Annotated in this window: 23 protein-coding genes; 14 read left to right on the top strand and 9 right to left on the bottom strand. The window is 69.9% G+C overall.

Annotated elements, in window-relative coordinates:
- Positions 1–3: 3 nt before the first annotated feature.
- A complete protein-coding gene (locus ACGFNP_RS23960) occupies positions 4–2,181 on the bottom strand; it encodes a DUF6351 family protein (RefSeq protein WP_358314711.1) in 2,178 nt (725 codons plus the stop codon).
- Positions 2,182–2,271: 90 nt separating this feature from the next.
- Between ACGFNP_RS23960 and ACGFNP_RS23955 the strand changes: the two genes are divergently transcribed.
- From ACGFNP_RS23955 to ACGFNP_RS23935, 5 genes are all read left to right on the top strand, one after another.
- A complete protein-coding gene (locus tag ACGFNP_RS23955) occupies positions 2,272–3,447 on the top strand; it encodes an AI-2E family transporter (protein ID WP_358314708.1) in 1,176 nt (391 codons plus the stop codon).
- Between the two features lie 177 nt (positions 3,448–3,624).
- Entirely contained in the window at positions 3,625–4,065 is a 441-nt protein-coding gene (gene dut / locus ACGFNP_RS23950) for a dUTP diphosphatase (protein ID WP_358314705.1), read from the top strand.
- Between the two features lie 9 nt (positions 4,066–4,074).
- Positions 4,075–4,725, top strand: a complete 651-nt coding sequence (locus tag ACGFNP_RS23945; protein WP_393322123.1) for a DUF3710 domain-containing protein — start codon at positions 4,075–4,077, stop codon at positions 4,723–4,725.
- Positions 4,726–4,753: 28 nt separating this feature from the next.
- Positions 4,754–5,140, top strand: a complete 387-nt coding sequence (locus ACGFNP_RS23940) for an OB-fold nucleic acid binding domain-containing protein (RefSeq protein WP_214635894.1) — start codon at positions 4,754–4,756, stop codon at positions 5,138–5,140.
- Between the two features lie 4 nt (positions 5,141–5,144).
- Complete coding sequence (locus ACGFNP_RS23935) at positions 5,145–5,813, top strand: DUF3159 domain-containing protein (RefSeq protein WP_393322120.1); 669 nt, start codon at positions 5,145–5,147, stop codon at positions 5,811–5,813.
- A 16-nt stretch (positions 5,814–5,829) separates the two neighbouring features.
- On the opposite strand, the gene ACGFNP_RS23930 is transcribed toward ACGFNP_RS23935, so the two are convergent.
- Positions 5,830–6,489 carry a TrkA family potassium uptake protein gene (locus ACGFNP_RS23930; RefSeq protein WP_214635895.1) on the bottom strand — a complete coding sequence of 220 codons (660 nt, stop codon included), beginning with the start codon at positions 6,487–6,489 and terminating at the stop codon, positions 5,830–5,832.
- Positions 6,489–7,154 (bottom strand): TrkA family potassium uptake protein, encoded by a 666-nt coding sequence (locus ACGFNP_RS23925; protein WP_358314694.1) that lies wholly within the window; start codon positions 7,152–7,154, stop codon positions 6,489–6,491. Before ACGFNP_RS23925 ends, ACGFNP_RS23930 begins: the two co-directional genes overlap by 1 nt.
- 103 nt (positions 7,155–7,257) lie before the next feature.
- On the opposite strand from ACGFNP_RS23925, the gene ACGFNP_RS23920 reads away from it, so the two are divergent.
- Both ACGFNP_RS23920 and ACGFNP_RS23915 read left to right on the top strand, forming a co-directional pair.
- Entirely contained in the window at positions 7,258–9,327 is a 2,070-nt protein-coding gene (locus ACGFNP_RS23920; RefSeq protein ID WP_358314691.1) for an APC family permease, read from the top strand.
- 50 nt (positions 9,328–9,377) lie between these two features.
- Positions 9,378–10,628, top strand: coding sequence for a class I SAM-dependent RNA methyltransferase (locus tag ACGFNP_RS23915; protein WP_358314688.1), 1,251 nt, complete (start codon positions 9,378–9,380; stop codon positions 10,626–10,628).
- 7 nt (positions 10,629–10,635) lie between these two features.
- Here ACGFNP_RS23915 and ACGFNP_RS23910 read toward each other — a convergent pair whose 3' ends face one another.
- The gene (locus tag ACGFNP_RS23910) at positions 10,636–11,562 is read right to left on the bottom strand and encodes a DUF1963 domain-containing protein (protein ID WP_393322115.1); all 927 of its coding nucleotides are present in this window, start codon (positions 11,560–11,562) and stop codon (positions 10,636–10,638) included.
- Between the two features lie 72 nt (positions 11,563–11,634).
- Complete coding sequence (locus ACGFNP_RS23905; protein WP_393322112.1) at positions 11,635–12,156, bottom strand: hypothetical protein; 522 nt, start codon at positions 12,154–12,156, stop codon at positions 11,635–11,637.
- Between the two features lie 47 nt (positions 12,157–12,203).
- Here ACGFNP_RS23905 and ACGFNP_RS23900 point away from each other — a divergent pair, with 47 nt between their 5' ends.
- Positions 12,204–12,710, top strand: a complete 507-nt coding sequence (locus tag ACGFNP_RS23900) for a hemerythrin domain-containing protein (RefSeq protein WP_358314679.1) — start codon at positions 12,204–12,206, stop codon at positions 12,708–12,710.
- An 89-nt stretch (positions 12,711–12,799) separates the two neighbouring features.
- Here the strand turns inward: ACGFNP_RS23900 and ACGFNP_RS23895 are convergent, their stop codons facing one another.
- From ACGFNP_RS23895 to ACGFNP_RS23880, 4 genes are read right to left on the bottom strand one after another with little or no spacing between them, the layout of a single operon-like run.
- Positions 12,800–13,312 (bottom strand): ricin-type beta-trefoil lectin domain protein, encoded by a 513-nt coding sequence (locus tag ACGFNP_RS23895; RefSeq protein ID WP_393322109.1) that lies wholly within the window; start codon positions 13,310–13,312, stop codon positions 12,800–12,802.
- A 40-nt stretch (positions 13,313–13,352) separates the two neighbouring features.
- Positions 13,353–13,979: a DNA-binding response regulator gene (locus ACGFNP_RS23890; protein ID WP_393322106.1), complete on the bottom strand. Its 627-nt coding sequence runs from the start codon at positions 13,977–13,979 to the stop codon at positions 13,353–13,355.
- Complete coding sequence (locus ACGFNP_RS23885; protein ID WP_393322103.1) at positions 13,976–15,148, bottom strand: sensor histidine kinase; 1,173 nt, start codon at positions 15,146–15,148, stop codon at positions 13,976–13,978. Before ACGFNP_RS23885 ends, ACGFNP_RS23890 begins: the two co-directional genes overlap by 4 nt.
- Positions 15,145–16,257, bottom strand: a complete 1,113-nt coding sequence (locus tag ACGFNP_RS23880) for a sensor histidine kinase (protein WP_393322100.1) — start codon at positions 16,255–16,257, stop codon at positions 15,145–15,147. Before ACGFNP_RS23880 ends, ACGFNP_RS23885 begins: the two co-directional genes overlap by 4 nt.
- Before the next feature lie 135 nt (positions 16,258–16,392).
- Between ACGFNP_RS23880 and ACGFNP_RS23875 the strand changes: the two genes are divergently transcribed.
- The 6 genes from ACGFNP_RS23875 (at position 16,393) to ACGFNP_RS23850 (ending at position 24,682) form a co-directional block, all read left to right on the top strand.
- The gene (locus tag ACGFNP_RS23875) at positions 16,393–17,307 is read left to right on the top strand and encodes an LLM class F420-dependent oxidoreductase (RefSeq protein WP_358314653.1); all 915 of its coding nucleotides are present in this window, start codon (positions 16,393–16,395) and stop codon (positions 17,305–17,307) included.
- A 46-nt stretch (positions 17,308–17,353) separates the two neighbouring features.
- Complete coding sequence (locus tag ACGFNP_RS23870; protein WP_393322097.1) at positions 17,354–18,841, top strand: 3' terminal RNA ribose 2'-O-methyltransferase Hen1; 1,488 nt, start codon at positions 17,354–17,356, stop codon at positions 18,839–18,841.
- A complete protein-coding gene (locus tag ACGFNP_RS23865) occupies positions 18,838–21,327 on the top strand; it encodes a polynucleotide kinase-phosphatase (protein WP_393322094.1) in 2,490 nt (829 codons plus the stop codon). The genes ACGFNP_RS23870 and ACGFNP_RS23865 overlap by 4 nt, the downstream gene beginning before the upstream one ends.
- A 69-nt stretch (positions 21,328–21,396) precedes the next feature.
- Positions 21,397–22,785 carry a sugar porter family MFS transporter gene (locus tag ACGFNP_RS23860; protein ID WP_358314643.1) on the top strand — a complete coding sequence of 463 codons (1,389 nt, stop codon included), beginning with the start codon at positions 21,397–21,399 and terminating at the stop codon, positions 22,783–22,785.
- A 10-nt stretch (positions 22,786–22,795) separates the two neighbouring features.
- Complete coding sequence (gene mug, locus ACGFNP_RS23855) at positions 22,796–23,302, top strand: G/U mismatch-specific DNA glycosylase (protein WP_358314640.1); 507 nt, start codon at positions 22,796–22,798, stop codon at positions 23,300–23,302.
- A 135-nt stretch (positions 23,303–23,437) separates the two neighbouring features.
- On the top strand, positions 23,438–24,682 hold the full coding sequence (locus tag ACGFNP_RS23850) for an FAD-dependent oxidoreductase (RefSeq protein WP_393322090.1): 1,245 nt from the start codon (positions 23,438–23,440) through the stop codon (positions 24,680–24,682).
- Positions 24,683–24,701 lie beyond the last annotated feature (19 nt).

Below are 24,701 nucleotides of genomic sequence, written 5' to 3'. Positions count from 1 at the left end.
CCGCTAGTAGTCACAGACCCCCGAGGGGAAGATCGCCTCAAGGCGGGACCGCTCCTCGGGGGAGGGGCGCCACGAGCCGTACAGGCCGCGGGCGATGGCCCTGGACACCGGCTGCAGGCGGCACTTGTAGACGCCGCCCTCCAGCGGACCGCCCGCCACGACGCGCGAGGTGGAGTACAGCGGGAAGCGCGCGGTGCAGGCGCCGGCGGCGTGGTGGTCCAGGATGCCGTCCCACACGTGCGGGCCGGCTGCGATCTGCGCCCCGGTGGTGCTGAAGCAGCGGTCCACGGCCGCGGCGGGCTTGTTGCCCGCCACCCCGCGCCACGGGCGGGCGCGGAGGTTGGCCATCCACTGGTCCATCACCCGCAGCGCCTCGGGCGTCTGGTCGAACGCCGGCCCGTCGGGGCGGGCGTCGGTGAACCAGATGACCTGGTTGCCGGCGTTGCCGTCGTAGTTCAGCATCCGCTGCCGTGAGACGAACGACTGGTGCGCGTCGTGCATGTCGAGCTGGTCTTCGAGGTAGTGGCGCCAGTCGATGACCGGGATGGCGATGTCGCCCTTGAACACCAGCCCGCTGCGCTCCACGTTCTTGATCGCGATCGGGTCGCCGGTACGCCGCGGAGCCGGGTCCCCCGTCTGCTGGTTGCGGGCGCTCCACGGGTCGAACTGGGCCGGATCCTGGCAGAGGGAGGGGGTGAACGGGCAGCCCTCCTGCACCATGTCCTTCGACTCCTTCCAGGAGCCGGCACGCGCGTTGACGTCGAGGAACTCCGCGGGCGTGATCAGGCCCTTCACCAGCGAACCCAAGCCGTACTGGACGCCGACGTTGTCCCAGGTGGAGCGGGCGTAGCCGTCGGGGGCGACGCCGTAGACCTCGCGCAGGTCGTCCCAGTGCGTCCACTGGACCGTGTCCTTGACGCCGGGCGGGTCCATCTTGGCCCACTCGGGATCGTTGCTGGAGCTCCACAGCGGGTTCATGGTCAGCGGGGTGAGCCCACGCCAGCCCTTGACGCACTCGTCGGAGCCGGGCTTGCCGGTGTAGGGGTTGTCCACGGTGTCGCTGGCGTTCATCCCGATCAGCGCGGTCCGCGAGTCCCAGGACGCCCAGCGCGGGTTGTGGTCCATGTACCGTTCGAGCAGCTCGCAGTCGCCGACGTGGATGGTCTGGGTGACCATGTCGGGATAGGAATACTGCGGGATCGCCGCGTCGATCACCTCGGTGCCGTAGTTCTGCCCGTAGATGTACTGCTGGAGTGCCCCGCCCGAGCCGCCCACGCCGACCGTGTAGAGCGGCACGCCGTACCGCTCGATGAACCGCTCCTTCACCATCAGCGCGGTCTCGCCGCCCAGGATCAGGTTGTAGTGCGTCGAGGTGCGGGTGCCCGACGAGTACAGGATCGCGTAGCCCTTGCCCAGGCCGTACACGTCGAGCGCGCTGCCGCCGAGCGTGCCCTGGTCGTGGCCGATCCCCACGCCGCCGTCGAAGCGGTAGATCGCCCGGCCGTTGTAGCCGTCCTCCAGCATCGCGATGGAGTAGAGGAAGCGGTTGATCACGCCGCGCTCGCGGCGCACCACGAAGTCCACCGTCCGGCCGTCCATCGTGGTGGTGGTCGACATGTCCGCGGGACGTTCGGCGGGCATCGTCTTGAACGTGCCGTCCGTCGAGCGGTAGAGCCGCTCCGTCAGCACCGGCGCGAAGCAGTCCCTGCTCCACCCGCCCGTGGTGCGCATGCCCTGGCCGTCCTGGTTGTCGGCGACCGGCGGGCCGAGCCCGCTCCGCTCGGTCTTGCACAGGAACGGGTACTGGTGCGGCCCCGAGAAGATCGGTCCAGCGATCGGGTGGTTGCGTAACTTCAGGGTCTCTTTGAACGGCCCGGCCAACGCCTTGATCGTGTTGTCGCCGTCGATCAGCCCGGTCACCAGGCCGCTGAACGACGCACCGCCGGGGTCCGGCTTGAACGCCGCGGTGACGTCCTCGCCGTTGCGCAGCACCTTGAGCCGCATGCCCTGGCTCACCTGCACCCGGATCAACGCGTCGCCGCCGCTGACCCGGTCGGCGCGGCTGGACAGCACATCGAGGGCGGGCTCGCCGCGCGAGGCGAGGGCGGGCACGGGGGCCGCGACGAGACACGCGATCACGGCGGTGATGGCGCTCACCTTAACCAGCGCGACGGTCTTCATGTGCATGACGTTCGCATGTGATCATGCCGTTGCCCAGACCCGATCTTTTATCCGCGCGCATCCATTCCGCTCACGTGCCAGTCTTGAACAGTGCTGACTGACCGCCCAACCAAGCTCGTGCCACCCGTGCTGGCCAAGATGGCCGCCTGGTGCCTGTGCCTGATCCTCGTCGGCGTGGTCGTCTACTTCTTCGTCCAGGGCATCGCGCGGCTCAGCTTCGTGGCCCTGCCCGTCGCCATCGCCCTGTTACTGACCGCGCTGCTGTTCCCGCTGACCAGGAGCCTGCGCGAGGCGGGCATGCGCCCCATCTACGCCACCTGGATCACCATGCTGGTGGCGCTCGCGGTGCTCATCGGCACCGGCTGGCTGGTCGGCGCGCGGGCCACCGAGGAGTTCCCCAACCTGGTCGAACAGGTCCAGTCCACCGCCCGCGACGTCCAGAACTGGCTGATCACCGGCCCGCTGCATCTCAAAGAGGCGCAGATCACCAGCTACGTCGACGAGATCGCGACGATGGTCAACGCCCAGCGCACGGCCATCACGAGTACGGTCCTGACCGCCGGAGCCGTCGCCTTCGAGGTGCTCGCGTCCCTCGTGCTGCTGCTGTTCGTCACGTTCTTCCTGCTCAAGGACGGGGACCGGATCTGGTCGTGGTTCCTGCGGGGGTTCGGCTCGATGTCGCCGCGGGTCGACCGGGCGGGCCGGGCCGCCTGGACCACGCTCTCCCACTACGTGCAGGGCACCGTCGCGGTCGCCGCCGTGCACGGTTTGATCATGGGCATCGTGCTGGCCGGCATGGGCGTGCCGCTCTGGGCGCCGCTGGCGGTGCTGATCTTCTTCGCCAGCTTCATCCCGATCGTCGGCATCTTCTTCGCGGGTACGATCGCCACCCTGGTCACACTGGGCGCCAAGGGGCCCGTCTACGCGCTGATCTTCATCGGCATCCTGATCGTCGAGCAGCAACTGGAGAACCACGTGCTCCAGCCGCTCATCGTCGGCCGGGCGCTCAACTTCCACCCGCTGGCCATCATCCTCGTGCTGGCCGTCGGCGGCATCCTGGCCGGCATCGCGGGAGCGGCGGTGGCCGTGCCCGTGGCGGCGGTGATCTACCGGGCGCTGCCCGAGCTGGTGCACAAACCGATCGCCCTGCCGCCGGCCCCTGCCCGGCCACCCGACTCCCCGATCCCAGCCCCGACCGAGGCCCCGATCCCAGCCCCGACCCCGGGCTCGGGCGGCAAGGACGATAGTCCGTCTGACAGCGAGTAATCTCGTCACCCGTGACCACCTCACCGAGGGACGCCCGAGTTCGGGGGTCTTCTCCCTTTTCCCGGTGGCCCGACACTCCACCCGCCTGTCTGGTGCGACCGGAGCGCGGGCGGAAGGGCGTACCTTGAGGCTGAGGGGGCGCATCGCCGCCGAGCACCACGACCGTGAGGTGAACCCTTGACCGACGTGCAGGTCCTCATCCAGCGACTCGACGACGGGTTGCCGGTGCCGTCCTACGCCCATCCGGGCGACGCGGGCGCCGATCTTTACGCGGCCGAGGACGTCGAGCTGCTGCCCGGCCAGCGGGCCGTGGTCGGGACGGGCCTCGCGATCGCGCTGCCCGACGGCTACGCCGCGTTCGTGCACCCTCGCTCGGGCCTGGCCGCCAAGTACGGCGTCACGCTGGTCAACGCGCCAGGCACGGTCGACGCCGGCTACCGCGGCGAGATCAGGGTGACGGTGATCAACACCGACGCCAAGGAGCCCTTCCGCCTGAGCCGCGGAGACCGGGTGGCCCAGTTGGTCATCAAACGCGTCGAGCGGGCGGCGTTCACCGAGGTGGAGCTGCTGCCCGGCTCGGCCCGCGGCACCGGCGGTTTCGGATCAACAGGACGTTAACCAGGGAGAGTGAGCACAGTGTTCCGACGTCGCCGTCGTGAGCAGCCGGATCAGGCGGCAGAGCAGAAGGCCTCCGCCGCCCCCATGCGCGAATCCGGCCCATGGGACGCCGACGAGCCCCACCCCGACACCGACAGGATCGATCTCGGCGGGCTGCGCCTGCCGCACAACCCCGACTTCGACCTGCGGCTGGCCTCGGTGGGTGACCAGAACGTCGGTGTCGTCGTGCTGTACGAGGAGAGCTCGCTGCAGCTCCAGGCACTCGCCGCGCCCAAGACCATGGGCCTCTGGGACGAGGTCCGGGCCAAGATCCTGTCGGGCGCCAAGGACCTCGCCGAGCAGGAGGGCCCGTTCGGTCCCGAGCTGCTCGGCGACATCGTCGGCGAGGGCAACGCCACCCGCAAGGCCCGCTACATCGGCATCGACGGGCCACGCTGGTTCCTGCTGGCGATGATCAGTGGCCGGGCCGCGCTCGACGAGAACGTGGCGAACGTGCTCCTAGACTTCGTCAGGGATGTCGTGGTCGTACGGGGCACCGAGCCGATGGCCCGGGAGGAGGCGATCACGCTGCGCCGCCCCAACGAGCAGAGCGCCGAGACGGACGAGAGCCAGGGGCTCAACCCGTTCAAACGAGGACCCGAGATCAGCGAGATTCGCTGACCGTTCCTATCACGTAGGCTGAGTCATCATGAGTACGGCAGAACCTCCGAAACGCGGGGGATTGCGCGGTTTCTTCAGTCGGCTGGCCTCCACCCAGTCCGAGATCGAAGCCCAAGAACTACGGGAAGACGTCGACGAGGTCGGCGCTACCCCCATCGTCTCGTGTGGCGGGCGGCGTCGCTTCTGCGTAGCCGGTACGCTACGTACCGTGACACTGCGACCCAGAGGCGGCGCTCCCGCCCTTGAGGCCGAGCTCTACGACGGGTCGGACGTGATCGACCTGGTGTGGCTCGGCCGCCGCAAGATCGCGGGCATCGAGCCCGGGCGCACCGTCAAGGCAGAGGGCCTGGTCAGCATGCAGGACGGGCGCAAGGTGATGTTCAATCCTCGCTACGAGCTGCGCCCAGGGAGTTGATCAGGTGAGTGCCGAGGCGGAAGAGGTCGCCCACGACACCGTCGAAGCGGCGGTGCGAGCCCAGCTCGCCAAGGCGTTCGGCGGCGTGCGGGGCATCATCGAGGCGGCGGTGCCGACCATCGCGTTCACGCTGTCATGGATCTTCACCGAAGACCTGAAGATGTCGCTCATCATCAGCGTCTCGCTGGCGGTTGTGCCGCTGCTGGTCAGGATCGCGCAGCGGTCGACGCCGCAGTTCGTGATCAACAGCCTGATCGGCATCGCCATCGGCGCGTTCTTCGCCAGCCGCACCGGCGACGCGAAGGACTACTTCCTGCCCGGCATCCTGTGGAACGCCGGCTACTCACTCGCGATGCTGCTGTCGATCGTCACCCGCTGGCCCGTGGTCGGGTTCCTGATCGGCTCGGTCACCGGCGACCCCACGGCCTGGCACAAGGATCCGGGCATCGTCCGGCTCTGCACCAAGCTGACCTGGATGCTGCTGATCCCGTGCGTGGTCAGGGTGGCCGTGCAGCTGCCCGTGTGGCTGTTCGGCGGCGGCGACGAGGCCGTGGCCGCCCTCGGCTTCGCGAAGATCGTGATGGGCTGGCCGCTCCAGGTGGCCGCCCTCGGCGCGATGCTGTGGCTGCTCGGCAGGGGGCGAACGCCGATCAAGCCGGTCGCCCCCGCCTAGCCGCCCACTTAGCCGCTCAGTGCTGTGAGAGCAGGTGCGCGAGCTCCTGCTCCACCTCCTGGTTGGCGACGAACAACAGCTCGTCGCCCGCCTCCAGCGGATCGTCGTTGGTCGGCACCAGCACCCGGCCCTCGCGCAGGATCGCGACCAGGGCCGAGTCGTTCGGCCACGGCACCGAGCCGGCCCGCTGGCCCACCACGGGCGCGTCCTCGGCCAGGGTGAGCTCGACCAGGTTGGCCTGCCCCTGGCGGAACGTCATCAGCCGCACCAGGTCGCCGACGCTCACCGCCTCCTCGACCAGCGCGCTCAGCAGCCGCGGCGTCGAGACCGCCACGTCCACGCCCCACGACTCGTTGAACAGCCACTCGTTGTTGGGGTGATTGATGCGGGCGACCACGCGCGGCACGCCGTACTCGGTCTTGGCCAGCAGTGACACCACGAGGTTGACCTTGTCGTCGCCGGAGGAGGCGACGACGACGTGGCAGTTGCTGAGGCCCGCCTCGTCGAGCGAGGCGATCTCGCAGGCGTCGGCCAGCAGCCACTCCGCCCGCGGCACGCTGTCGATCTTGATGGCGCGGGGGTCGATGTCGATCAGGAGGACCTCATGGCCGTTCTCCAGCAGTTCGGCCGCGATGGACCGGCCCACGGCCCCGGCCCCGGCGATGGCGACGCGCATCAGTGGTCCTCTTCCGGTGCCAGGGCCAGCACCTTGTTGATCCGCTCCATGTCGTTCTCGGCGGCGACCACGTGCAGCACGTCGCCCTCCTGGATCACGGTGTCCTCGGCGATGACCAGGGCCTCGCCCATGCGGTTGAGGTAGGCGGCGCGGGTCCTGGCCCGTGCCTCGAGATCGACGACCCGGGTGCCGATCCAGCCGGGATGCGTGGCGACCTCCGCCAGGATCACGGTGCCGGTGGGGTCGCGCCAGAGCGGCTCGGCGCCCTCGGGCAGGATGCGGCGCAGGATCTGGTCGGCGGTCCACCGCACGGTGGCCACCGTGGGAATGCCCAGCCGCTGGTAGACCTCGGCCCGCCGCGGGTCGTAGATGCGGGCCACCACGTTGTCGACGCCGAACGTCTCGCGCGCCGCGCGCGCCGAGATGATGTTGGAGTTGTCTCCGCTGGAGACCGCCACGTACGCGGCCGCGGACTCGATGCCCGCCTCGGTGAGCACGTCACGGTCGAACCCGACGCCGGTCACCCGCCGCCCGCGAAAACCGGCCCGCAGCCGGCGAAAGGCCTGAGGGTCGCGATCGATGATCGCGACCGTGTGGCCGTTGTCCTCGAGGATGTGGGCCAGGGTCGAACCGACCCGGCCACAGCCCATGATCACTATATGCATACTCCCCCGCACTTCGCGGTCGGCCGGTTGCTCGACACCAGTATGGCCCGATAGGGGAGCGCCCCGTCGGCGCCCCTGGCACGGGGGGCTAGCATTTCGTTACGTGGCGAAGGTAACGGATCTTGTCAAACGCGTGCTTGTGGGGCGGGCGCTAAGAAGCGGCCAGCTTCACGAGCAACTGCTGCCCAAACGCATAGCACTGCCGATCTTCGCCAGCGACGCCCTGTCCTCCGTGGCGTACGCGCCGCAGGAGATCCTGGTCATCCTGTCGCTGGCGGGCGTGTCGTTCTACTCCTACAGTCCGTGGGTCGCGATCGCCGTCGTGGTCGTGATGCTCACGGTCGTGGCCTCGTACCGGCAGAACGTGCACGCCTACCCGAGCGGCGGCGGCGACTACGAGGTGGCCACCACCAACCTGGGCAAGAACGCCGGGCTGACCGTGGCCAGCGCGCTCATGGTCGACTACGTGCTGACCGTGGCCGTGTCGGTCGCCAACGGCGTCGACTACGTGGGCGCCACGATCCCGTTCGTCGGCGAGCACAAGCCGGCCGTCGCCATCGCCATCGTGATCCTGCTCACCGTCGTCAACCTGCGCGGCCTGCGCGAGTCGGGGGCGGCCTTCGCCATCCCGACGTACGCGTTCATGCTCGCGGTGCTGGGGTTGATCGCCTGGGGCGGCTTCCGGCTGCTGGTGCTCGGCGACGACCTGCGGGCGCCCAGCGCCGGGTTCACCATCGACGCCGAGCAGGCGAACCTGACCAGCTTCGCCGCCGCCTTCCTGATCCTGCGCGCCTTCTCCTCCGGCTGTGCGGCGCTGACCGGTGTCGAGGCCATCAGCAACGGCGTGCCCGCCTTCCGCAAGCCCAAGAGCAAGAACGCCGCCACCACGCTGCTCATGATGGGCCTGGTGTCGATCACCATGTTCGGCGGCATCATCGCGCTGGGCCTGGCCTCGGGCGTGAAGGTGGCCGAGCCGTCGGTGGTCGCCCACGACCTGCACCTGCCGGACGGGTCGCCGGTCGGCCCCGGCTACTACCAGCAGCCGATCATCTCGCAGGTGGCCGACGCGGTCTTCGGCGGCGGCTCGCTGCCGTTCGTGGTCATCTCGGCCGTTACCGCGCTCATCCTGTTCCTCGCCGCCAACACCGCCTTCAACGGCTTCCCGGTGCTCGGCTCGATCCTGGCCCAGGACCGCTACCTGCCCCGCCAGCTGCACACCCGCGGCGACCGGCTGGCCTTCTCCAATGGCATCGTCATCCTGGCGCTGGGCGCGTGCCTGCTGCTGTGGGGGTTCAACGCCGACGTCAGCCGCCTGCTGAACCTCTACATCGTCGGTGTGTTCGTCTCCTTCACGCTCAGCCAGATCGGCATGGTCATCCACTGGACGCGCCATCTCAAGACCGAGACCGACCCCAGGATCCGGCACCAGATGCACCGCTCCCGGGTGATCAACTTCTTCGGCGGCATCATGACCGGGCTGGTGCTGGTCGTGGTGCTGCTGACCAAGTTCCTGGTCGGCGCCTGGATCGTGTGCTTCGCGATGCCGGTCCTGTTCCTCATGATGAAGGCCATCCGGCGCCACTACGACAACGTGGCGGCCGAGCTGGAGATCACCGAGGAGTTCGACGAGTCGATGCTCCCGGCGCGCAACCACGCGATCGTGCTCGTCTCCAAGATTCACAAGCCGACGATGCGTGCCCTCGCCTACGCCCGCGCCACCAGGCCGTCCACGCTGGAGGCGATCACCGTCGGCGTCGAGGGCGCCGAGGCGCGGCACCTCCAGGACGAGTGGGAGCGCCTGGGCATCCCGGTGCCGCTCAAGATGCTCGACTCCCCGTACCGGGAGATCACCCAGCCGATCCTCGACTACGTCAAGACCCTGCGCCGCCGCTCACCGCGCGACGTGGTGACCGTGTTCATCCCCGAGTACGTGGTCGGCCACTGGTGGGAGCACCTGCTGCACAACCAGAGCGCGCTGCGGCTGAAGGCGCGGCTGCTGTTCAAGCCGGGTGTGATGGTGACGAGCGTGCCGTGGCAGCTCCACTCCTCCGACCGGCTCAAGGGGCGGCGCGAGCCGTTCGCGCCGGGCGCCTCGCGCCGCGCGGGACCCCAGGTCGTCCGGAAGGACGCCAAGGCGAAGGACGAGGTCAAGGCGAGCGACCACTCTCTGTAGCAGGGTAAGCCCGGAAAGTGGCAGGGTCGGCCAGGGCATAGGGTGTCCGTGTGGAACAGGCATCTCTCGAGCTGACGGTAGGTCCGGTCGCCCATGGCGGCTGGTGCGTGGCGCGCCATGAAGGGCGAGTGGTCTTCGTACGACACGCGCTGCCGGGCGAGCGGGTCATCGCCGAGGTCACCGAGGAGACCACCCGCTTCCTCCGGGCCGACGCCGTGCAGGTGCTCGACCCGTCACCCGACCGCGTGACCCCGCCCTGCCCCTTCGCCGGCCCCGGCCGCTGCGGCGGCTGCGACTGGCAGCACGCCACCCTGGAGGCGCAGCGCGGCCTCAAGGCCGCCGTGGTCGCCGAGCAGCTGAGCCGGCTGGCCGGCATCGAGCGTGCGGTCGTGGTCGAGGAGGTGCCGGGCGCCAAGGACGGGCTCGGCTGGCGCACCCGCGTCCAGTTCGCCGCCCGGCCCGGCGGCGAGCTCGGCTTCCGCAAGCACCGCTCGCACGACATCGAGGTGGTCGACGCCTGCCTGATCGCGCACGCGGAGGTGGAGGCCGTTGGGGCCGAGCAGCGCGAGTGGCGCGGCGCGGCCGTCGTCGAGGTGATCGCCTCCTCGGCCGGCGACCGGGCCGTGGTGGTCAAGCCGCGGCCCAGGCGCAGCGTGACCGTCCCGGACCTCGACGCGTCCGCCTCGATCCTGCTCGACCAGGGCAAGGGCCACACCGTGCCGCGCAAGGGCTCCGGAGTGCTGCACGAGCAGGTGGGCGACCGGGAGTTCAGGGTGGCGGGCAGCGGCTTCTGGCAGGTGCATCCGGGGGCCGCCGAGACCCTGCTCGACGCCGTCCTGTCCTACGCCGCGCCGGAGCCCGGAGAGTGGGCCCTGGACCTCTACTGCGGGGTCGGCCTGTTCGCCGCCGGTCTGGCGGAGGGCGTGGGGGCCGAGGGCGCGGTGTTCGGCCTGGAGTCGGAGGCGGCCGCCGTCCGCGACGCCCGCGCCAACCTACGCGACCTGCCGCAGGCCCGGGTGGAGCGGGGACGGGTGGAGGAGGCGCTGGACCGGTTCCAGATCGAGCGCGCCGACATCGTCGTCGTCGACCCGCCCCGCTCGGGGCTCGGGCGCGAGGTGGTCCACCGGGTCGCCGCGCTGGAGGCGTCGCGGATCGTGTACGTCTCGTGCGACCCGGCGACACTGGCCCGCGACCTGTCCTGGCTGGGCGACGACGGCTATGAGCTGGTGGATCTGCGGGCTTTCGACGCCTTTCCGATGACGCACCATGTGGAGTGCGTGGCACTGCTGGCCAGGAAGTAGCACGTGCTCAGTTGAGATAGAAGAGGTGCTCAACCGGGCGATCGGGGCAGGAACGACACTCGAAGAGGTACACACTGCCCCCGCCCGACACCATCAGGCCGGGCGGGTTCTCCGCGGCCGCGGCTCGTTCGGACCGGGAAAGGTAGATCTCCGGCCCGCTGTCGTCGTCGGGCTGATCCTCCACCGGGAGCCAGGTCTGCCAGGACTTCCCATCGAACTCCTCATAGGCCACGGTCAGAAGATGGTGGATGGGCTGTCCGCACCTCTCGCAGCTGAACGAGGTCGTCGAGCCGTTCCATCCGCGCGGATGACCACCGACCTTGGTTCCGGGGGCTGTGCTCAGGTGGTAGAAGTAATCCCACCCGGTGGTCTCCTCGGACCGGTGCAGCCGGTCGTCGATCTCGTCGCGCAGCTCCTGCGGTATGTCGTCCCAGTCGGGGTATTCCGTCACCTGCTCTGGGTGCACCACACAGGGGATGGGAACGTGACCCTCGGGAGCGTCAGCGGGTTCCGGGGGCGTGGCGAGCACATGGCGGACATCTGCCGCGTTCCTCCAGCGCACCTGCGGCAAGGGGCAGCGCTCGTAGGGCTCATCCCCGTGGTTGAACGGGCACCATAACACTTGGAGCAGATCGCTTCCCTGCGGGAACGGCACACCGGGCGCGTCCGCCGCGTAGAGCTGCACGACCGGCACCATGGGCACCACGGCCTCGTGGCGGGTGGCGTCCTCCAGGCCGTCGTCGTTGTAGTGCTCCTCGGCGCACAACGGCCAGGGCTCATCGGCCGGCCAACTCAGCGGCCCCCCGACAGAGCTGTCCTCGTACGACGGGGATCCCGCACGCGGATGCAGCCGGAGCGCGTTTCTGCTGAGCGGCTTCAGCTCGGGAAAGAGTTCCTCCACAGCTACCGGCCGAGGCGGAGTATGACGGGCCATTACTCACTTCTCCGATGACGTTCCGTTCCGGACGCGAGGACCTTACCGGCTGGGTCCGACACTCGGCCCGGCTCACGCCGTCGGGGGCAGGTCGGCGAGCCACCGTTTCGCCGCGCGGGCCGTACGCAGGCGGATCGCCGTCACCTCCGGGTGGCGGGTGATGCGGTCGGCGGTCTGCGTCCTGCGGCGCTGGTGGTGCGTCCATGCCCACCGGATCGGGTGGTCGGGTTCGATCCAGGCGCTCCAGTCCTCCCGGTTGCCGTTCCACAGCTCGCGCCGGGTGATCGCGCGGCCGAGTGAGCGGCGTACGACCCGCCACATCACGGTGCGGCGCGGCAGGTCCAGCCAGACGGCCGTGTCAGCGCGCTCCCAGAGGAGGTCGCCCAGGAAACGGTGGTACTGATCCTCGGTCACCCACCGCTCGCCCCGGCTGAACTCGTCCACCTCGGCCTCGAACTCCGGCCGCTTGACCCAGCCGGGACCGTGATGCAGGGCGTCGAGCTCATGGCGGGGCAGGCCGAGCCGGGCGGCCAGCTTCCTGGCGAGCGTCGTCTTACCCGACCCGGAGATGCCGCAGACGATGATCCTGTTCACCGTGCCAGTTTGACGGCTCGCCCAAATGGGTGCTGGATGGGACGACAATGAACCCACCCTCCGAACCGGACGGCCGCCTGACGGCGTTCGGCAACCAGTTGATCGAGGTGCACCTCTGGCTCCGTGAGGAGCTGGCCCGGCTGCGTGAGGACGTGCACGCCCATCCCGACGCGCAGGCCCGTCCCGAGCGGCTGCGGGAGCTGCGGGCCCACTGCCTGACGTTCTGCTCGGCCGTGACCAAGCACCACAGCGGTGAGGACGAGGGGGCCTTCCCCGCTCTGGCGGAGCAGTTCCCCGAGTTGCGTCCCGTACTGGACGAGCTGGCCCGTGACCACCGGCAGGTGGCCGACATCATGCGCCAGTTGCAGGAGCTGCTCGGCGACCTGGACGCGGATCCCGAACGGGTACAGGCCGAGCTGGACGGGCTGGCCGCCCTGCTGGAGTCCCACTTCGTCTATGAGGAGAAGCGGCTCGTCTCGGCGCTCAACGCGCTGGACGCCCCGCGCTGGCGCGCGTCGGTGCCCGCCTTCCTCAGCCGAACGCCATTGGCATAGTTTCGCGGCCCTGCGGCGTCCTTGCTTGGTGACACGGCGAGGAGGGTCTGTGAACGCAGGACGTGAGGCGGACATCTGAGAGCGATCGCCTAGCCGACACGAGCCCGAGGGCCCCAGGTCCAGTTCTGGTTCGTGTTGCCCGGATCGCAGCGCGAGCCGAAGACCTGACCCTTGTCGTTGCTGTTCAGGCAGGTATCCGGCGACACGCCCTTCCACTTGATCAGGAACCGGTCGCCGAAGTTGGTCTTGATGGTGGTGAAGGTGAACCGCTGATGCTTGAGGTCGGCTCCGCAGCGGCGTACGAGCACGAGCGGCCCTTTGGGCGCACCGATGCAGAGCTTGCCGTGGAAGTCGGCGCTGGCGAGTTGGGAGCGGGCAGTGCGGTTCCATAAGTAGCCCTGGAGGCCGGGTTGGCACTCCCAGGTCCGCGCGATGTTGCCCATCCGCCGAGTTGAGCTGTCGCCGGCGATGGTGAGGCACATCAGGGTGGAGACGTTCTTGATCACGTATCCGCTGTCCGCCAGCGCGGGCGCGGTCGGTGTCAGGGTGGTCAGGACGGTTGCCGCGAGGGCCACATTTGCGATCTTTGCCGGTCTTCTCATGGATCGGCATGCTATCCAGACCGCGAGCGGCGAACGATCTTCAGAGCCACCCCATCCGCTGCGCCGTACGGATGGCTTCGAGGCGGTTCTGGGCGTTCAGCTTGGTCATCGCGCTGGACAGGTAGTTGCGTACGGTCCCCTCAGTGAGGTGGAGTTCGGCGGCGATCCGGGCGATCGTCGCGCCGTCGCCGGCCAGTCGCAAGGCGTCCCGTTCGCGGTCGGTCAGGGGGCTGTCGCCGGCGGCCATCGCCGCCGCGGCCAGTTCGGCGTCCAGGTAGCGGCCGCCCGACTGGACCTTGCGGATGGCCATGGCCAGTTCCTCGGCCGAGGCGTCCTTGCCGAGGAAGCCGCTAACCCCGGCCGCCATCGCCCGGCGCAGGTATCCGGGCCGTCCCAGGCTGGTCAGGATGACGATCTTGCACAGGGAGCTGATCTGCTCCGCCGCGCTCAGGCCGTCCATGCCGGGCATCTCGATGTCGAGTACGGCCACGTCGGGGCGGTGTTCGACGACGGCGGCCAGCACCTCGTCGCCGCGGCCGACCTGGGCGATCACCTCGATGCCCGCCTCCAGGTCGAGCAGGGCCGCGATGGCGCCGCGGACCAGGTGCTCGTCGTCGGCAAGCAGGACGCGGGTCGTCCCCTCGGGAGCGGGTACGCGCGTCGTCATGCCGGCACCGCCGCCCGCAGCAGGTACGCGCCGTCGCCCGTGCAGGCCGTGGACAGTGTGCCGCCCGCGGCGCTGACCCGCTGCGACAGGCCGCCGAGCCCGTCCGGCGCGTGGTCGTTCACCGGCCCTTCGACCCCGTCGTTGGACATCTCCAGCACCCCATCCTCGATCGTGATCGTGCAATGCCCGGCCTTGCTGTGCTTGAGCACGTTGGTCGCGCCCTCGCGGACCACGGTGGCCAGCAGCGTGCGGGTCTCGGGGGTCAGCGAGGCCGTGTCCGCGCGGACGGCGCACCGTACGTCCGCCGCCTCCAGGACCGCCCGCACGCTGGCGAGGACCTCGTCGAGGTCCAGGGCCCGATAGTTCTGTACGGTGGAGCGCACCTCGCGCAGCGTCTGCCTGGCCAGGTCGCGTACCTCGAACATCTCACGCGCGGCCGCCGAGGGATCCTCGCGTAGTGTCCGCGAGGCGGCCCCGGCCCCGGCCGAGATGTCGGCGAGGCTCTGGCCGAGCAGGTCGTTCAGGTCGCGGGCGAAGCGCAGCCGTTCCTCCGACACCGCGAGCATGGCCCTGGCCTCCTGGCCCTCGTGGGCGTCCTTGGCCACGCGCCACAGCCACAGGTTCGCCAGGATGCCGCCGGTCACGATGCCGGTGATGATGGTCTGGAGCAGGAAGATCTCGATCAGGAACCCGGTGGCCAGCGTGATGTACACGTTGACGACGACGATCGACCCGATGGCCAGGACGAGGGTGGTGCGCCTGCGGACGTACGGGGCGAGCATCCCCAGCCACACGGGGATGGCCCAGATCAGCAGGAGGACGGACAGGAGCAGCGTGATGACGCCGGAGACCGCCAGGATCACGGTCGGCCGCCGCCCGCCCCTGACGGCGATCCTGAACGGGCGGGTGGCCAGCCCGATCAGGATGAGAAGCAGGACGGCCGCCGCTGCCGCGAGCGCCCCGGGGAAGCCCTGCTGCCACCGGATGGTCAGCTCCAAGAGCCCCATCAGGGCGAGCAGGTTGGCGACGTCGGAGCTGCACAGCATCAGCCAGCGCACCTTGTCGAGCCGGCTCGCCCGCCGAAGCCGGCCCCTGCCGCGCAGGACGTGACGCACGCGGGCGACCCGCCTCGCGCGGGCGACCTGCCCCATGCAGGCGCCCCGCCTCATGCGGGCACCGCCGCGCGCAGCAGGAACTCGCCCGCGGGCGTGGGAGCCGCCGTGAACGTGCCGCCCGCGGTCGTCATCCGCTCGGCCAGCCCACGCAGGCCGCTCCCGGCCCCGCTCGCGGGCCCGTGGACGCCGTCGTTGCGCATCTCCAGCACGCCACCGTCGATGACGATCGCGCAGCGCGTGGCCTTGCTGTGTTTGAGCACGTTGGTGGCACCTTCGCGGACCGCCCAGGCGAGCAGCGCGCGGGCGGCGGGGGACAGGTCGTCGGCCCTGGCCTCGATGACGCACTGGGCGCCCGCCGCCTCCAGCGCCACGCGTACCCCGGCGAGCTCCGCGTCCAGGTCGAGCAGCCGGTAGCCGTCCACGGCCACCTGCACCTCGGCGAGCGACTCCGCGGCCAGGCGGCGTACCTCGGCCATCTCGGCCGCGGCCTTGCCCTCGTCGAGGGTGGCCAGCTTGGCGGCCAGTTCGCTCTTCAGCGTGATGACGGACAGGCTGTGGCCGAGCAGGTCGTGCAGGTCGCGGGCGAAGCGTAGCCGCTCGTTCGCCACGGCCAGCGTGGCCTTGGCCTCCCGGCCGTCGTAGGCGTCCCTGATCGTCCACCAGAGCCAGCGCCAGAGCTTCATGGTGGCGGGCAGCAGCACGGCGGACAGCGTCATGGTGATCAGGACGACCGGCCACGGCTGGTCGGTGACCGCCGACAGGTAAACGGTGATCAGCGAGACCAGCACGGCGCCCACGCAGGCCGTCGCCCGGAGCGGGAGGTAGAGGGCGAGGACGGAGAGCCAGATGATCCCGGCCATGCCCCACGACCCGTCGGCGGTGGAGGGCGGCATGAGCGCCAGCGCGCCGGCCGCGAACAGCCCGCCCGCGGCCAGCTTCACCGCGGGACGCGGCCGGTCGTCGAAGGCGTTCCGCATGACGAGGAGGCCGAACGCCAGCGAAACCAGCAGGCAGGTCTCGGTGGCCACCGCGTGCGGTACGGAGATCTTCCGCTCGTTGGCCAAGGCGATGATCGGCAGTGTGAGAAGGACGGCCATCAGGACGACCGAGCCGTCCATCCAGTAGATGAGGATCTTCTTCGCTGTCTCCGGACGGGTCGCCATCTCACCCCTCCATCGCCGACACAAGCCACGTTGCTCACAAAATCCTATGGCCGTCGTGGGGGCGGCGCGGTGTGGTCGGGGGCATTCTCCAGGTGTCGTCCCATGTGTGGTGGTACGTCAGCGGATAATGGCCTTATGAAGTTGCGGATCTTCACCGAGCCCCAGCAGGGTGCCACCTACGATGACCTGCTCGCCGTCGCCCAGGCCACGGAACGGCTGGGCTTCGACGCGTTCTTCCGGTCCGACCATTACCTGCGCATCGGGGCGGGCGACCCGGGCCCCGGTTCGACCGACGCCTGGCTCACGCTGGCCGCGCTGGCCAGGGAGACCTCCCGGATCAGGCTGGGCACGCTGGTGAGCCCGGCCACGTTCCGGCTGCCGGGGCCGCTGGCCATCAGCGTCGCGCAGGTGGACCAGATGAGCGGCGGCCGGGTCGAGCTGGGTCTCGGCACCGGCTGGTTCGACCAGGAGCACACCGCGTACGGCATCCCGTTCCCGCCGGTGGGCGAGCGGTTCGGCCGGTTCGAGGAGCAGCTGGAGATCATCCAGGGGCTCTGGACGGCGGAGAAGTCCTATTCGTTCGAGGGCAGGTACTACCGTCTCGTCGACTCGCCCGCCCTGCCCAAGCCGGTCCAGCGCCCGCACCCGCCGATCATCATCGGCGGCACCGGGGCCAAGCGCACGCCCCGGCTGGTGGCCACCTTCGCCGACGAGTACAACGTGCCTTTCAGGACCCTGTCGGACACAGGCGAGGCCTATGACCGGGTACGGGAGGCGACGGCCGAGACCGGCCGTACCGTGATCCTCTCGGCGGCGCAGACCGTCTGCGTCGGCCGTGACCAGGCCGAGCTCGACCGGCGCGCGCTCGCCATCGGGCAGGACCTGGCCGGTCTGCGGGAAGGCGGCCTCGCCGGAACCCCGGCCGAGGTGGTCGACAAGATCGGCCGGTTGGGCGAGCTCGGCGCCGAGCGCGTCTATCTCCAGGTCATGGACCTGTCCGACCTCGAACACCTGGAGCTAATCGCGGCCGAGGTCCTGCCGCACGTCTGACATATCCGTTGGCGCCCCTTCGTTGGACTACGGCACACTTGCCCCCGTGCTGCTGACCATTTCGACCACCGCCACACCCGCCACCGATCTGGGCTTTCTCCTGCACAAGCATCCAGATCGGGTGCAGGAGTTCGGCCAGTCGTTCGGTACGGCCACGGTCTTCTACCCGGAGTCCGGCGAGGGGCGCTGCACGGCGGCGCTGCTGCTCGACGTCGACCCGATCGCGCTGGTCCGGTCACGCGGCAAGAACTCGCCCGACTTCAGCCTGTCCCAGTACGTCAACGACCGGCCCTACGCCGCCTCCTCGCTGCTGGCCGTGGCCCTGGGTGACGTCTTCCGTACCGCGCGGGCCGGGCGGTGCAAGGCCCGGCCGGACCTGCCGGGCCGGCCGATGCCGCTGGTGATCGGGCTGCCGGCGCTGCCCTGCCGCGGCGGGCCCGAGCTGGCGGCCCGGCTGTTCGAGCCGCTCGGCTGGGCCGTCGAGGCGCTGGCCGTACCCCTGGACGAGGGGTTTCCCGAGTGGGGCGACTCGCGTTACGTGCGGCTGACGCTCAGCGGGACCGTACGGCTGGCCGACGCGCTCAACCACCTGTACGTGCTGCTGCCCGTGCTCGACGACGGCAAGCACTACTGGATCGCGCCCGACGAGGTGGACAAGCTGGTCAGAGCCGGTGAGGGCTGGCTGTACGGGCACCCGGAGCGCGGCCTGATCATGCGGCGCTACCTGGGCCGCCGCTGGGCGCTGGCCCGGACGGCGCTGGCCAGGCTGGCCGAGCTGGGCGACGAGACCGAGGAGCAGTTGGAGCCCGCGGTCGACGAGGACGCGGCGGCGGGGGAGACCGCGGCCGACGAGGCGGCCGCCGCGGAGGCCGAGGCGCAGGGCGATAGGCCGGCTGAGGCGCAGGGCGAGGCGCAGAGTGAGGTGCCGGAGGTCAAGCCGAAGGCGCTCAACGTCAGGCGGCGCGAGGCCGTGCTGGAGACCCTGGAGGAGATCGGCGCGACGAGCGTGATCGACCTCGGCTGCGGGCAGGGCGAGCTGGTCGGCGCGATGCTGGCCAGGCCCAGGTTCGCCAGGGTCGCCGGGATGGACGTCTCGGCGATGGCGCTGACCATCGCCGCGCGCAAGCTCAAGCTGGACCGGATGCCCGACAGCAAGCGGGCCAGGCTGACGCTGTTCCAGGGCGCGCTCACCTACACCGACAAGCGGCTGTCCGGCTATGACGCGGCCGTGCTCATGGAGGTGATCGAGCACGTCGATCCGCCGCGGCTGGCGGCGCTCGAACGCGTCGTGTTCGGCCACGCCCGGCCCCAGCACGTGCTCGTGACCACCCCGAACATCGAGTACAACCCCCGCTACGAGTTCCTGACCGGGCTGCGCCACCGTGACCACCGCTTCGAGTGGACCCGCGCCGAGTTCGGCGCGTGGGCCTCGCGGGTGGCCGATGATTACGGCTACCAGGTCACCTTCAAGCCGGTCGGCGACGACGACCCCGAGGTCGGGCCGCCCACCCAGATGGGAGTGTTCACCCGATGATCAGCGTCCCCGAGCTGTCTCTCGTGGTGCTCGTCGGCGTGTCGGGCAGCGGGAAGTCGACGTTCGCCGCCAAGCACTTCAAGCAGACCCAGGTGATCTCGTCCGACTTCTGCCGCGGCCTGGTCTCCGACGACGAGAACGACCAGTCGGCCACCCCCGCCGCGTTCGACCTGCTCCACCACATCGTCGGCGTACGCCTGGCCAGAGGGCTGTTCACCGTGGTCGACGCCACGAACGTGCAGTACGCCGCCCGCCGCAGCCTCATCGAGCTGGCGAAGAAGCACGACGTGCTGGCCGACGCGATCGTGCTCGACACCCCCGAGGAGGTGGCGATCGAGCGCAACGCCGGCCGCCCCGACCGCGACTTCGGGCCCGGCGTGGTGATCCGCCAGCGCAAGGACCTGCGCCGCTCGCTGGGCAAGATCTCCCGCGACGGCTTCAGGAAGGTGCACGTGCTGCGCGGCCTCGACGCCATCGAGAACGCCGAGCTCTCCTACGAGAAGGCGTGGACCGACAAGCGCGAGCTGACCGGCCCGTTCGACGTCATCGGCGACATCCACGGCTGCCGCTCCGAGCTGGAGACCCTGCTGGGCACCCTGGGCTGGGAGATCGAGCGCGCCGACGGCAAGGCGGTGACGGCCCAGCACCCCGCCGGTCGTACGGCGGTGTTCGTCGGCGACCTGGTCGACCGCGGCCCCGACTCGCCCGGCGTGCTCCGCCTGGTCATGGGCATGGTCGCGGCCGGCACCGCGATCTGCGTCTCGGGCAACCACGAGGCGAAGCTGGTGCGCGCGCTGAACGGCCGCAAGGTCACGGTCGCCCACGGCCTCAAGGAGTCGCTCGACCAGTTCGCCGCCGAGCCGCCCGAGTTCGTCGAGCGGGCCCGTACCTTCATGGAGGGCCTGATCAGCCACTACGTGCTCGACGGCGGCCGGCTCGTCGTCGCGCACGCCGGGCTCAAGGAGGCCTACCACGGCCGCGCGTCGGGCCGGGTCCGCGCGTTCGCCCTGTACGGCGACACGACCGGCGAGACCGACGAGTACGGCCTGCCGGTCCGCTATCCGTGGGCCGAGGAGTACCGCGGCCGGGCCATGGTCGTCTACGGCCACACGCCCACGATCAAGCCCGAGTGGATCAACAACACGATCTGCCTCGACACCGGCTGCGTGTTCGGCGGCACGATGACCGCGCTGCGCTACCCGGAACGCGAGCTGGTCTCCGTCCCCGCCGAGCAGATCTGGTACGCGTCGGTCAAGCCGCTCGGCAGCGAGTTCGCTCGCGACCCGGGCATGCTCGACATCGGCGACGTCCAGGGCACCAGGCACGTCGAGACCCGGTTCGGCACCCGCGTCAAGGTGATGGAGGAGAACGCGGCCGCCGCTCTGGAGATCATGAGCAGGTTCGCGGTGGACCCGCGCTGGCTGGTCTACCTCCCGCCGACCATGGCCCCGCCGGAGACGTCCAAGCTCGACGGCTACCTGGAGCACCCGCACGAGGCGTTCGAGGAGTTCGCCGCCGCCGGGGTGACCGAGGTCGTGTGCGAGGAGAAGCACATGGGGTCGCGGGCCGTCGCCGTGCTCGCCAGGACCCCCGAGGTGGCCGCGGCTCGCTTCGGCGTCACCGACGGCTCCGCGGGCGCGGTCTACACGCGTACCGGGCGCCCGTTCTTCGATGACATGGCGCCGCTGGTGGACCGGCTGCGGGAGGCGTGCGAGCCGCTCTGGGCCGAGCTCGGCTCCGACTGGGTGGCGCTCGACTGCGAGCTGCTGCCCTGGTCGGCCAAGGCGGGCGAGCTGATCAGGAGCCAGTACGCCTCCGTCGGCGCGGCGGCGCGGGCGGCGCTGCCCGAGGCGGTGTCGGTTCTGGAGGCGGCCGCCGGGCGCGGGCTGGATGTGGGCGGGCTGCTCGCCCGCACTCGACGCCGCACCGACAACGCTGCCCTGTTCCGCGACGCCTATGCGCGTTACTGCTGGCCGGTTGACGGCCTGGACGGGGTACGGGTGGCGCCGTTCCAGATCCTGGCCTGCGAAGGCCGGGCCACGGCGCTGGAGCCGCACGCCTGGCACCTGGCGAAGCTCGCCCTGCTCGACTCGCCGCTGATCACCCCCACCAGGCACGTCTTCGTCTCGCTCGACTCCCCGCAGGCGCGGGCCGAAGCGGTGGACTGGTGGTCCTCGCTGACGGCGGCCGGCGGCGAGGGCATGGTGGTCAAACCCGCCCAGTACGTGGCAGGCCGGGTCCAGCCCGGGGTCAAGGTACGCGGCCGCGAATACCTGCGCATCATCTACGGCCCCGACTACACCGAGTCGCTCGACGTGCTGCGCAGGCGCTTCCTGGGCAAGAAGCGGTCCATGGCGCTGCGCGAGTACGCGCTCGGCCTGGAGGCCCTGTCGCGCCTGGCCGAGGGCGACGCGGGCTGGCGGGTGCACGAGCCGGTCTTCGCGGTGCTCGCCCTGGAGTCCGAGCCGGTGGACCCACGGTTGTAGTTTTTGAGTAATCGTGGCCGTACGAGAAGTGACGGCGGGTAAATCCCCTTTCCGGGGAGGGAGTCCGCAATGGCTACTCAGTACGGCCGCCAGGAGAACCTTGGCCACGTCGTCTTCATCACGGCGGCGGCGGCCATCGGCGGGTTCCTGTTCGGATATGACAGCGCCGTGATCAACGGCGCCGTCGTCGGGATCCAGAAGTACTTCCGCGTCGGCCCGGTGGAGATCGGCGTCGTGGTGGCCATCGCGCTGCTCGGCTCCGCCGTCGGCGCCTGGATCGCGGGCCGGCTGGCCGACTGGTGGGGACGTACCAGGACGATGCAGGTGGCGGCCATTCTGTTCTCCGCCAGCTCGATCGGGCAGATGCTGCCGTTCGCCCTGTGGGACCTGGCCCTCTGGCGGGTGCTGGCGGGCATCGCGATCGGGATGGCCTCGGTGCTCGGCCCGGCCTACATCGCCGAGGTGTCGCCGCCCGCCTACCGGGGCCGGCTCGGCTCGTTCCAGCAGCTCGCGATCGTGCTGGGCATCGCGTTCTCGCAGCTGGTCAACTACGCCTTCGTCCGGCTGGCGGGGGGCGACGTCAACAACGGCCTGTGGGGCCTGCAGGCCTGGCAGTGGATGCTGGGCGCGTGCGTCGTGCCGGCCCTGCTCTACCTGCTGTTCGCCTCGACCATCCCCGAGTCGCCCCGGTACCTGATCGCGGTCGGCCGGATCAGGCAGGCCCGCACGGTGCTGACCGAGGTCGAGGGCGAGCATGTAGACCTGGACGCCCGGGTGGCGGAGATCCATCAGGTCCTCAGGACCGAGGAAAGGACCACGATCAAGGAGCTGCGCGGGCCCGCCTTCGGGCTGCTGCCGATCGTCTGGATCGGCATCGCGCTGTCGGCCTTCCAGCAGTTCGTCGGCATCAACGTGATTTTCTACTACTCCTCGGTGCTCTGGCAGTCGGTGGGCATCACCCAGAGCAACTCGCTGCTGATCAGCTTCTCCAGCTCGGTCATCAACATCATCGGCACGTTCATCGCGATCTCGCTGGTCGACAAGATCGGACGCAAGCCGCTGCTGCTCATCGGTTCGGCGGGCATGGCCATCTCGCTCGGCACGGCCGCGTGGGCGTTCTCCTACGCCCGCGGGCTCAGCCTGCCGCCTCCGCAGGGGCCCATCGCGCTGATCGCGGCCAACGTGTTCGTGCTGTTCTTCGCCCTGTCATGGGGTGTCGTGGTCTGGGTTCTGCTGGGGGAGATGTTCCCCAACCGCATCCGGGCCGCCGCACTGGGGGTGGCCGCCTCGGCGCAGTGGATCGCGAACTGGGCGATCACGGTGTCGTTCCCGGCCCTGTCGAAGTGGAACCTGCCGCTGACGTACGCCGGGTACGCGTTCTTCGCCGTGCTGTCATTCCTGTTCGTCGCCAAGTTCGTCAAGGAGACCAAAGGCCGCAAGCTTGAGGAGATGGGTTAGCGTCCGGTAGGTGATTGACGACGTACTCGGCCCCTCGCTCGACGTGTTGTTCTGCGGCATCAACCCCGGGCTCATGTCGGAGGCCACCGGCCATCACTTCGCCCGGCCGGGGAACCGGTTCTGGCCCGCGCTGCATCTGTCCGGGTTCACGCCTCGGCTGCTCGCTCCCGCCGAGCAGCACCTCCTGCCGTCGTACGGGCTGGGCATCACCAACGTGGTGGCCCGGCCCAGTGCCAAGGCGTCGGAGCTGTCGCGTGCGGAGCTGATCGAGGGCGGGGCGCGGCTGGCCGGGCTGGTGGCATCGGTGCGGCCTCGGGTGCTGGCCGTGCTGGGGGTGTCGGCGTACCGTACGGCCTTCGCCCGGCCCAAGGCGGCCGTCGGGCTCCAGGAGGAGGCGGTGGGCGGGGTGCCGGTGTGGGTGCTGCCGAACCCGAGCGGCCTGAACGCCCACTGGACCCTGGCCGGCATCGCCGGTGAGCTGAGGCTCGTTCGCGAGCATACCGAGCAGTCGGAATGAAGCCCCGCCGCGACTCTTGACGCGCTCAGATCTCGATCCCTACTATCGGGTAACCTCTAAAGGATCTACTCAATCCCCGTTTACGGTTCAACCACTTCAAGTTTTGCGGAGTGGCGCCTCGTAGGGAAATGCCGAATGACAGATGACTATGACGTCGTCATAGTGGGCGCGAGCATTGCCGGATGCGCCAGTGCAATACTCTTCGCGAATCTCGGCGCTCGCGTCGCCCTCCTGGAAAAGCATTCCGGCATGGCCGCGTACAAGGTGTTGTGCACCCATACGCTGCAACCGAGTTGCCTGCCGGTCATGAAGACGCTGGGCCTGCTGCCCCTGCTCGAGGAGGCCGGGGCGCACGGGCACGTCACCCACCTGTGGACGAAATGGGGCTGGATCGCGCCGCGGTCCGCGCCCGGCGAGGACCCGCTGCCGCACGGCGTCAATGTCCGGCGCCAGACCCTGGACCCCTTGCTCAGGCGGCTCGCCGCCGAGACCCCGGGAGTCGACCTCCGGCTCGGCCAGAACGTCAACGGCCTCCTGGAGGAGGACGGCCGCTGCACCGGAGTCCGCGTCACCGCGAACGGCGTGGAGACCCGGCTGACGGCGCGGCTGGTCGTCGGCGCGGACGGCCGCAACTCGACCGTGGGCGCCCTCAGCGGGCTCCCCGTGAGACTGAGCGCCAACAACCGGCTGGGCTTCTTCGCCCAGTACCGTGGCCTGCCGGAAGACGCGCCGAGCCGGGTGTGGTTCCTCGACCCCGACACCGCCTTCGCCTTCCCCAACGACGACGGCATCACCGTGGTCGCCTGCTCGCCGAACAAGGAACAGCACACCTCGGCCTTCCGCGGCGATCTCGAAGGCAGCTTCGAGCGGTTCGTCCGCGCACTGCCCGACGCTCCGCGCATCGACGAGGCCGAACGCGTCTCCAAGATCGTCGGGACGCTCGATCTGCCCAACGTCTACCGCAAGCCGTACGGTCCGGGACTCGCCCTGGTCGGCGACGCGGCGCTGGCCACCGATCCGCTGTGGGGAGTCGGCTGCGGCTGGGCGTTCCAGTCGGCGCAGTGGCTGGTGGACGCGGTCGGGGGCGCCGTGGCGAACCAGCATGATGTGCTGCCTGGTCTGGCGGAATACGGAAAAGCGCACCGTGCGGCACTGGACAGCCATCACAAGTTGATGGAGGACTATTCGGCCGTACGGCCGTTCAATGTCTTCGAGCGGCTGCTGCTTTCCGCGGCGGCCCGCGACGCCGGAGCGGCCAGGCATTATTACTCCTTCGCCTCCCGGCTCATCGACGTCAAGCAGTTCGCGTCACCGGGCTCGCTGCTGCGCGCGGCGCGGGTCAACGCATTCCACCGTCTCCGCAACGGGTCGGCCGGGTAAATCAAATCTGAAGGAAAAT

This window comes from Nonomuraea sp. NPDC049269 (assembly GCF_043197155.1).
In the GTDB taxonomy this organism is placed as follows: domain Bacteria; phylum Actinomycetota; class Actinomycetes; order Streptosporangiales; family Streptosporangiaceae; genus Nonomuraea.
This window is presented reverse-complemented; position numbering and strand designations above follow the sequence as displayed.